General features: G+C 41.6%; 11 protein-coding genes and 1 rRNA gene. 9 read left to right on the forward strand and 3 right to left on the reverse strand.

Annotated elements, in window-relative coordinates; genetic code table 11:
- Window positions 1–18: 18 nt before the first annotated feature.
- Window positions 19–525 (reverse strand): peptide deformylase, encoded by a 507-nt coding sequence (gene def / locus A7968_RS19870; protein ID WP_064668282.1) that lies wholly within the window; start codon window positions 523–525, stop codon window positions 19–21.
- 118 nt (window positions 526–643) lie between these two features.
- Between def and A7968_RS19875 the strand changes: the two genes are divergently transcribed.
- The 6 genes from A7968_RS19875 to hemF all read left to right on the forward strand — a co-directional run bounded on the left by A7968_RS19875 (window position 644) and on the right by hemF (window position 5,581).
- Window positions 644–1,765, forward strand: a complete 1,122-nt coding sequence (locus A7968_RS19875; protein WP_064668283.1) for a LysM peptidoglycan-binding domain-containing protein — start codon at window positions 644–646, stop codon at window positions 1,763–1,765.
- A 29-nt stretch (window positions 1,766–1,794) separates the two neighbouring features.
- Window positions 1,795–2,877, forward strand: coding sequence for a DNA-processing protein DprA (dprA, locus tag A7968_RS19880; protein WP_064668284.1), 1,083 nt, complete (start codon window positions 1,795–1,797; stop codon window positions 2,875–2,877).
- 31 nt (window positions 2,878–2,908) lie between these two features.
- Window positions 2,909–3,382: a DUF494 family protein gene (locus A7968_RS19885; protein ID WP_064668285.1), complete on the forward strand. Its 474-nt coding sequence runs from the start codon at window positions 2,909–2,911 to the stop codon at window positions 3,380–3,382.
- A 73-nt stretch (window positions 3,383–3,455) separates the two neighbouring features.
- Window positions 3,456–4,028 carry a DNA topoisomerase family protein gene (locus A7968_RS19890; RefSeq protein WP_064668286.1) on the forward strand — a complete coding sequence of 191 codons (573 nt, stop codon included), beginning with the start codon at window positions 3,456–3,458 and terminating at the stop codon, window positions 4,026–4,028.
- A gap of 33 nt (window positions 4,029–4,061) precedes the next feature.
- Window positions 4,062–4,628, forward strand: coding sequence for an L-threonylcarbamoyladenylate synthase type 1 TsaC (gene tsaC / locus A7968_RS19895; protein ID WP_064668287.1), 567 nt, complete (start codon window positions 4,062–4,064; stop codon window positions 4,626–4,628).
- A 2-nt stretch (window positions 4,629–4,630) separates the two neighbouring features.
- Complete coding sequence (hemF, locus tag A7968_RS19900; protein WP_064668288.1) at window positions 4,631–5,581, forward strand: oxygen-dependent coproporphyrinogen oxidase; 951 nt, start codon at window positions 4,631–4,633, stop codon at window positions 5,579–5,581.
- A 28-nt stretch (window positions 5,582–5,609) separates the two neighbouring features.
- Here the strand turns inward: hemF and A7968_RS19905 are convergent, their stop codons facing one another.
- Window positions 5,610–6,047 (reverse strand): group II truncated hemoglobin, encoded by a 438-nt coding sequence (locus tag A7968_RS19905; RefSeq protein ID WP_064668289.1) that lies wholly within the window; start codon window positions 6,045–6,047, stop codon window positions 5,610–5,612.
- A gap of 42 nt (window positions 6,048–6,089) precedes the next feature.
- On the opposite strand from A7968_RS19905, the gene aroE reads away from it, so the two are divergent.
- Both aroE and A7968_RS19915 read left to right on the forward strand, forming a co-directional pair.
- Window positions 6,090–6,914 carry a shikimate dehydrogenase gene (gene aroE / locus A7968_RS19910; RefSeq protein ID WP_064668290.1) on the forward strand — a complete coding sequence of 275 codons (825 nt, stop codon included), beginning with the start codon at window positions 6,090–6,092 and terminating at the stop codon, window positions 6,912–6,914.
- Window positions 6,911–7,165, forward strand: coding sequence for a DUF1488 family protein (locus A7968_RS19915; RefSeq protein ID WP_064668291.1), 255 nt, complete (start codon window positions 6,911–6,913; stop codon window positions 7,163–7,165). Before aroE ends, A7968_RS19915 begins: the two co-directional genes overlap by 4 nt.
- On the opposite strand, the gene A7968_RS19920 is transcribed toward A7968_RS19915, so the two are convergent.
- On the reverse strand, window positions 7,162–7,695 hold the full coding sequence (locus A7968_RS19920; RefSeq protein ID WP_064668292.1) for a gamma carbonic anhydrase family protein: 534 nt from the start codon (window positions 7,693–7,695) through the stop codon (window positions 7,162–7,164). The two genes, A7968_RS19915 and A7968_RS19920, sit on opposite strands and share 4 nt — an antisense overlap.
- A 628-nt stretch (window positions 7,696–8,323) precedes the next feature.
- Here A7968_RS19920 and A7968_RS19925 point away from each other — a divergent pair.
- Window positions 8,324–8,440: ribosomal RNA gene (locus A7968_RS19925) — 16S ribosomal RNA — on the forward strand; the annotation flags it as partial.

Consider the following 8,440-nt stretch of genomic DNA (forward strand, 5'->3'; position numbering starts at 1 on the left):
GTTTTCCTAAGGTGCTTATTATTGTGCTGCTAGCTTAGCTTCTTTTTCAAGCTTTTTACGAATACGTTGGCGCTTTAGTGGCGATAAGTAATCGATAAATAACTTGCCTTGTAAGTGATCTAATTCATGTTGAATACAAATTGCTAATAACTCATCGGCATCTAAGCTGAACTCTTCGCCTTGTTCGTTTAGTGCGGTCACAGTGACAGTTTCAGCACGGTCAACTTTTGCATATGAGTGAGGTACCGATAAACAGCCTTCTTCACTAACAGTGTTGCCATCTTGTTTAGTGATAGTGGGGTTGATCAGCACTAATGGCTCATTGCGTTCTTCAGAGACATCAATGACCACAATTCGTTGATGAATATCAACTTGTGTGGCAGCTAATCCAATGCCGTTTTCATCATACATAGTTTCCAGCATGTCTTTTACAATTTGGCGAACTTGATCGTCAACTTGTGTGACTTCTTTTGCTATAGTACGTAAACGCTCATCTGGAAATCTTAAAACTTCTAACCTAGCCATAGTAACCTTTTTCACTTGTGCTTAATTTAGGGTATTGTATGCTCTTATTTTAGCCATTCGCGTTCACCTTTAACAGGTTTTGGTTGATAATAATGAAAAAACACCACAAGGAAGCTCAATGAGATACCCATTATTCGCGGCAATGTTGGCATTAAGTGCTACTTTTCCATCGTTAGCTGATGTATTAACAATAAAAAAAGATGCGCCTAAACAATACGTTGTAAAAAAAGGCGATACGTTGTGGGATATTTCTGGAATATATTTGGAGCAGCCGTGGCAATGGCCTGAGCTTTGGCAAATGAACCCGCAAATTAACAATCCGCACCTGATTTATCCGGGTGATGCGCTATCTTTGATCTATGATGAGCATGGTAATCCGCGTTTAGTGGTTAATTCTGGCTATAAAAAGCTTTCTCCACATGGTCGTATTACGCCAAAAGGTAAAAATGCGGTGCCGACCTTACCACTTGAGTTATTACGTCCTTACCTGACCTACGAGCAGGCAATTGATGCAAAAGAAATTGCCGAGAAACCGTATATTCTAGGTGCCAATGTTAATACTAAAATGAACACTGAAGGGCATATTGTTTACGTAAAAGGTGATTTAGAGCTTTATGAGTCATACGCTATTTATCGTAAAGGCCAAGAGTTTGTTGATCCAAACACCAATGAAGTGCTTGCCAATAATACACAGTTGGTGGCTGTAGGGCGGGTATTTAGAAAGGGTGATGTTGCAAACGGTGTACCCGCTTCAGTGAAACTTGAACAGGTAAAACAAGAAATTAAACCGGCTGACTTTTTAATGCCGGCAATGGATGGTCAGTTATTACCAGCCTATTTTAATATCCACCGCCCTGAGCAGCCAGTAGACGGGACAATCATTTCATCAGTCAGTGGTTTGCGAGAATTCAGCACGATGGACATTGTAGTGCTAAACTTAGGGTCAGAGCAGGCAATTGAAGAAGGCCATATTTTGGATATTGAGCGTCAATCACCAACGGTTTTTGATGGTCGTAATGGTCCGCGTTATAAAGAAGATTCAAATAGTCTTGAAAAATTAGTGACAAATACCAACGAATTTTTTGGCGCAGAACCAGATGAAGATACCCAAGTATGGCATATGCCAAAAGAAAAAGTCGGTGAGTTAATGGTATTTAAGGTTTATAACAACGTTAGCTACGCTTTAATCGTAAAAAACCAGCACCCAATCCGAGTCGGTGATTTTGCAGTTATAAATTAAATCAGGTTTGAGTGCTCTAAGGAGGGAGCATGAAAGATTCATCAGGCAAGCTAAGTCATTGGCTTGCCTTTTATTTGTGTAAAGGGTTAGGGGTGAAAACCCTACTCGCATTAGCGCAAAAGCAGCCGCTTGATACTTTATTTAAGCTTACTCATCAGCAACTCACTGAATGTGGTTTAAACCCGCAAGTGGCCAGTAATTTGCTGGCCACAAATTGGCAACAGGTTGAGCACTACCAAGGCTTAATTAAGCAATCACAGATAACCACAATTGATTATTTCGATCCATTATACCCTGCGTTACTGAAAGAAATTGCTACTGCGCCTTTATTATTGTTTTGTCGTGGTAACGTAGAGTTATTGGCTAGCCCACAAATTGCGATTGTTGGTAGTCGTAATGCGACGCCTACCGGGCTGGAAATTGCTGCTGAATTCGCTCATCAACTGACACTGGCTGGGCTTACAGTTACTTCTGGCATGGCGCTTGGTATTGATGGTGCTGCGCACAAAGGGGCGTTAGCAGGTAATGGTAATACCATTGCAGTGTTAGGTACTGGTGTGGATGTTTATTATCCTAAGCGGCATAAGTTACTTACCGATCAAGTCTGTGAGCGAGGGTTATTAGTCAGTGAGTTTTTACCCAGTACTGCCGCTAATGCGAATAATTTCCCACGCCGTAACCGTATAATATCGGGGTTATCGCTTGGGGTATTGATTGTTGAGGCGCAAATTAAAAGTGGCTCGCTTATCACTGTACGCTATGCGCTGGAACAAAATAAAGAGGTGTTTGCGGTACCCGGTTCAATCAAAAACCCACTCTCAGAAGCCAGTCACTTTTTAATTAAACAAGGAGCAAAATTGGTTGAAAATGTCAGTGATATTCTCGATGAAGTGAGCTTTTTCTGTGAAAGCAGTCTATATAATATAGAAGAGCTAACAGTTGAGGAGGCTAGCTGTAAAGTACTCAACAGTGTTGGTTATGAAGTGACAGCAGTAGATCTAATTGCTCAACGTAGCCAGTGGTCAATAGATAAAGTACAAGCTCGTTTGCTTGATCTTGAACTAGAAGATAGAGTAGAGCGTGTATTAGATGGCTATATTAGAATTCGATAAGCGTTAGTGTACTAGTTTGGAGGAAAGTAACATGTTCGATATCCTCATGTATTTATTTGAAAACTATATTCACAGCGAAGCTGAAGTCTTTGTTGAGCACAATGAACTCACTGATGAGTTACTAAGGGCTGGCTTTAATAAGCCCGAAATATACAAAGCACTTGATTGGCTGGAGCAGCTTGCTGATTTACAGCATAGCGATGAATTCCCCTATTTAAATGCCCATCCACAGCATGCAGTTCGCATTTTTACTGACAGTGAATGTCAGATGCTCAGCACTGAGTGTCGTGGCTTTTTGATGTTTGTTGAGCAAGTCGGAGTGATCAATAGCGCCACCCGTGAGATGGTAATGGACCGTTTGTTCGCGTTAGATAAGCCTTATATATCACTTGATGATTTAAAATGGGTGGTACTGATGGTGTTGTTTAATGTACCAGGGTCAGAGCAAGCTTATGCGCAAATGGAAGAGCTAATTTTTGATGAGCCAGCAGAGGTATTACATTAAGCGAGTACTGTACTTGTATCTTTAATTAGTTTGGGTATATTAGGCGAAAATTAGTCAGCTGCTTAGGAAACACATGAGTAAAATCGACCAATCGCTTTTCTCTGCAAACCAACATGCCTTAGAAAAAGAATACGAAGTGTGCCCGCAATGTGGGTCAGAGCTTGTTATTCGTAATAGCAAGTCAGGTCCTTTCCTTGGTTGTGCAAGTTACCCTAAATGCGACTTTATTCGCTCCTTAGCCCAGCATGATAATCACCAAATTAAAGTGCTAGAGGATAGCCCATGCCCAGATTGCGGCAATCCATTGGTGGTTAAAAATGGCCGCTATGGCATGTTTATTGGTTGTACTGATTATCCTAATTGTCATTATATTGCCCATGATGAGCCAGAGCCTAATGAGGAAACCCTGCCAGCTTGCCCTAAATGTAAAAAAGGCCAGTTGGTCGCTCGTAGCAATAAATATGGGAAAACTTTTTATTCATGCAACAGCTACCCAAATTGCAAATATACCTTGAACTTCAAACCCGTTGCACATAGTTGCCCTGCATGTCAGTGGCCGGTGATGATGCAAAAACAAATGACTAATAGTGTTGTGTTACAATGCCCGCAGAAAAACTGTTCGCATAAACTTACTGTCGATCAATGATTACCCGCTTATTATTAGTTTTGGAGATTTCTTGTGGCTGATTCAACCTCAGTTCCTGTCACGGCCGTTGCTGCGTTAGAGCAAGGTGGCGTTATTGTTTATCCAACCGAAGCCGTTTATGGTTTAGGTTGCGACCCTGATAATCAACAAGCGGTTGAGCGCTTGCTAGCAATTAAACAACGCCCAGTCGAGAAAGGCCTCATTTTAATTGCTGATAATTACGGGCAATTATTAAAATACGTTGATGACGCAAAAATTCCTATGGACAAACGCGCTGATATTTTTTCACAGTGGCCAGGTGCAATAACTTGGGTTATGCCAGCGGCTAAAAACACGCCAAAATGGTTAACAGGTCAGTTTGATACCATAGCTGTACGCGTTACCAATCACCCAACAGTAAAGCAATTATGCCAACAATTTGGTAAGCCGCTTGTCTCTACCAGTGCGAACTTATCAGGCCAAGATACAGTAACCAGTATTGCAATGGCAAAAACAGAGTTTGGCCAGCAAGTGGCGTTTTATGTTGATGAAGCGCTCGGTGGTAACACTCAGCCAAGCACCATTAAAGATGCCATGACAGGCAAAGTATTTAGAGGATAAACATGCACAGTAATTTACTAGAGCAAGTAAAAACCTACCTTATGGCTCTGCAAGATACAATTTGCCAAGGCTTAGAGCAAGCTGACGGCGAAGCGCAATTTGTGGAAGACAGTTGGCAACGTGCAGAGGGTGGCGGAGGTCGTACTCGAGTAATTCGTGATGGCAATGTCATAGAGCAAGGTGGGGTTAATTATTCTCATGTGTTTGGTGCTTCAATGCCAGCATCTGCTACAGCGCATCGCCCAGAACTTGCAGGTCGCAGTTTTCATGCCTGTGGCGTATCCTTGGTTATTCACCCTAAAAATCCACATATTCCAACCAGTCATGCCAATGTACGCTTCTTCATTGCAGAAAAAGCCGGTGAAGAGCCAATTTGGTGGTTTGGTGGTGGTTTTGATCTAACACCGTTTTACCCAGTTTTTGATGATGTTAAACATTGGCACCAAGTTGCCAGCGATCTCTGTGCGCCGTTTGGCGATGAAGTTTATCCTAATTATAAAAAATGGTGTGATGAGTATTTTTACATCAAACACCGTAACGAAACCCGTGGTGTCGGCGGTTTATTCTTTGATGACTTGAACGAACACGGATTTGAAAAGAGCTTTGCCTTTATGCAAGCGGTTGGAAATGGCTTTTTAGATGCCTATTTACCTATTATTGAACGACGTAAAAATGACGAATACAACCAGCAACAGCGTGACTTTCAGTTGTATCGCCGTGGCCGCTATGTTGAGTTTAACCTGGTGTGGGATAGAGGAACCTTGTTTGGCCTGCAAACAGGTGGTCGAACAGAGTCTATTTTAATGTCGATGCCGCCACTTGCCCGCTGGGAATATAATTATGTTCCTGCACCTGATAGTCACGAAGCTCAGCTGTATCAGTATTACTTGCGTCCGCAAGCGTGGTTAACCAGTAAACCAAGTGAATTAATAGCCAGACAGTGGCAATTATAAATAATAAAAAGGCGCATAATGCGCCTTTTTAATGCTGGTTGATCATATGGCTGGCTAATTGTGCTAGCGATTTGCGTAGTCCTTCACGCAGTAATGGGTTATCAATTTCAGCATCCAATGCTTTATTCATACAATGCATCCATTGATCGCGTAAGTCCTGATCAATCGGGAATGGCATATGGCGCTTTCGTAACATGGGGTGGCCGTGCTTTTCTACAAACAGGTCTGGGCCGCCTAACCAACCGGATAAAAATTCAAAAAATACTTGGCGTATACGATCTAATGGTTGAGGATGCATATCATATAACGGTTTAGCGTATTCATCGCTCGCCATTATATCGTAGAATCTATCAGATAGAGCACGTGCACCTTGTTCGCCACCCATCATCTGGTAGGGTGTTTTTTCTGGCGTGGGGGCTTGTTGTGGTTCAGCTGGTTTCGATTTTGAGAAAAGTCGTCTAATCATAATTTTATCATCGTTAGTTTACTAAAAAGAGGTTGCTTGAACATGGACAAATATGCGGTTTTTGGAAACCCAATCGAACACTCAAAATCACCCGCAATACATACGCAATTTGCAGCCTCATTAGGTGAACAAATCGACTACCGCGCAATATTAGCACCGATTGACGGCTTTAAAAAATCAGTCACTGATTTTTTTGCTCAAGGAGGCCTTGGTGCAAATGTGACTATGCCATTTAAAGAACAAGCCTATGAGTTAGTCGATGAGCGTACTGAGCTTGCCACTATCGTTGGTGCCGTGAATACCATTAAATTACTTGATGATGGCCGCTTATTGGGTGATAACACAGATGGAGTCGGCTTCGTTAATGACTTATTAGCAAATAAAGTTGCTATAAAAGATAAGCGCATCTTATTAATTGGTGCTGGTGGTGCAGCCCGTGGCGTAGTGTTACCACTATTAGAACAGCAGCCAAGAGAGATTGTTATCGCAAATCGTACTGCGGCAAAAGCCAAAGCGCTTGCTGAATTATTTACTCAATACGGCAAGGTAACTGGCTTTGGTTTTGATGATTTGCCAAAAAGTGATTACTCGCTAATCGTAAACTCTACGTCTAGCAGTATGCTAGGTGAACTCCCTGCGCTTGATAAAAAACACCTTAGCGGCTGTGACTGCGTTTATGATATGTTTTATTCACTAAAAAGCACCTTGTTTATGCAGTGGGCTCAGGACAATAAAGCAGATATTTCAGTATTAGATGGCAGTGGTATGTTGGTTGGTCAAGCAGCTCAAGCTTTTTATGTATGGCGTAATAAAATGCCTGAAATATTGCCAGTGGTAAGCGCTTTGAGGGCGGGAGAGCTTAAATGAATCAAGCTATTCAGTTTATAGATAGAGTTGAGTTCAACGCACAAAATCAGTTGCTCACATTTTACGCGCAAGTGAGCGGTTTAATGGTGGAGTGTATTATTGATACGCAAAGCTTAGCGATTCCAGATAGTGCCGCAGCAAAGCAATACTTTGAATTATGGCGCTTTGACTATGAGGAGCTTGCCGAGCAACAAATTGAAGAAGAAGCGTATAACTCGGCAGGACAAATTATTGTTACTGTACTGAATTAATCTTCAGCTAAATATTCATCTTTAAGTTCAACATAATTAGTTGCTGATATTTTTAAAAAGCTAAGCTCTTGCTCCGTTAAGGGGCGAGCTTGTTTTACAGGACTACCAACATAAAGGTAACCTGACTCTAAACGTTTATTTGGCGGCACTAGTGAACCACCGCCAATAATCACATCATCCTCGATAATCGCGTTATCCATCACTATGGCACCCATGCCTACTAATATACGGTTTCCTAAGCGACAACCATGTAGCATTACTTTATGCCCTACGGTTACATCGTCACCAATAATTAATGGATAACCATCAGGGTTGCTTTTACTGGAACGAGTTAGATGTAATACGCTGCCATCTTGTATATTTGTACGTTCACCAATACGGATATAGTTCACATCGCCTCGTGCAGCAACTAAAGGCCATACACTACTATTGTTTCCCAAAGTTATATCACCGGCTAAAACAGCAGACTCATCAACATAGACTGATTGATTAAAGGTAGGAGTCATTCCTTTATAAGAACGGATTGTCATTCGAGCACCTAAAAATATTGGAGTAAATAATACTGAGTGTATCAGTAGAGCCTACAAAATGGCCAGAGGAGAGCTGGCCTGCTCAGAAAACTATCACTTTTGATACCTTTAGCTCGTAAAACAGGCGAACAGCACTTTATTTAAAGTTTTCTTTAAAAAACGCTTGCGTAAAATCAGTCGCGCCCTATAATGCGACCCCACTGAGACGGCAGAGCGCAACGCATAGCGGAGCACTAGCTACTTAGTAAGTCGAGTAAAACTTGAGTTTAGATTTTTTAGAAAGTTTAAATTTAAGTGTTGACAAAAAAATAGGAAAGCGTATGATTCGCTTCCCTTGAGTCGCTAAGGCAACTCAAACGTTCTTTAACAATATAAAGCAATCATCTGTGTGGGCACTCGTACAGATTGAGTTCTAACAGTCGAACTACTCCGGTAGTAAGACAAAAAATTTAGAGTCTCAATGTGTTTTCTCGAAAGAGAAGCTGAGTGACCAACAGCAATAACTTACTTAGGTTTTACTTAAGAAAAGAATTGCAGCACAGTCAATTCAATATCGAAAGATATTAAATAAATTCAGAATTCATTGAGCGTGTCGGCTCTCTTTATGGGAGAAGACAGAAAAAACTTTTAATTGAAGAGTTTGATCATGGCTCAGATTGAACGCTGGCGGCAGGCCTAACACATGCAAGTCGAGCGGTAACAGAGAGTAGCTTGCTACTTTGCTGACGAGCGGCGGACGGGTGAG

Source organism: Pseudoalteromonas prydzensis (genome assembly GCF_001661495.1).
Classification (GTDB): domain Bacteria; phylum Pseudomonadota; class Gammaproteobacteria; order Enterobacterales; family Alteromonadaceae; genus Pseudoalteromonas; species Pseudoalteromonas prydzensis.

Coding starts and splice junctions, on each gene's coding strand:
- def (WP_064668282.1), bottom strand. CDS start 525: ATGGCTAGGTTAGAAGTTTTAAGATTTCCAGATGAGCGTTTACGTACT.
- A7968_RS19875 (WP_064668283.1), top strand. CDS start 644: ATGAGATACCCATTATTCGCGGCAATGTTGGCATTAAGTGCTACTTTT.
- dprA (WP_064668284.1), top strand. CDS start 1,795: ATGAAAGATTCATCAGGCAAGCTAAGTCATTGGCTTGCCTTTTATTTG.
- A7968_RS19885 (WP_064668285.1), top strand. CDS start 2,909: ATGTTCGATATCCTCATGTATTTATTTGAAAACTATATTCACAGCGAA.
- A7968_RS19890 (WP_064668286.1), top strand. CDS start 3,456: ATGAGTAAAATCGACCAATCGCTTTTCTCTGCAAACCAACATGCCTTA.
- hemF (WP_064668288.1), top strand. CDS start 4,631: ATGCACAGTAATTTACTAGAGCAAGTAAAAACCTACCTTATGGCTCTG.
- A7968_RS19905 (WP_064668289.1), bottom strand. CDS start 6,047: ATGATTAGACGACTTTTCTCAAAATCGAAACCAGCTGAACCACAACAA.
- aroE (WP_064668290.1), top strand. CDS start 6,090: ATGGACAAATATGCGGTTTTTGGAAACCCAATCGAACACTCAAAATCA.
- A7968_RS19915 (WP_064668291.1), top strand. CDS start 6,911: ATGAATCAAGCTATTCAGTTTATAGATAGAGTTGAGTTCAACGCACAA.
- A7968_RS19920 (WP_064668292.1), bottom strand. CDS start 7,695: ATGACAATCCGTTCTTATAAAGGAATGACTCCTACCTTTAATCAATCA.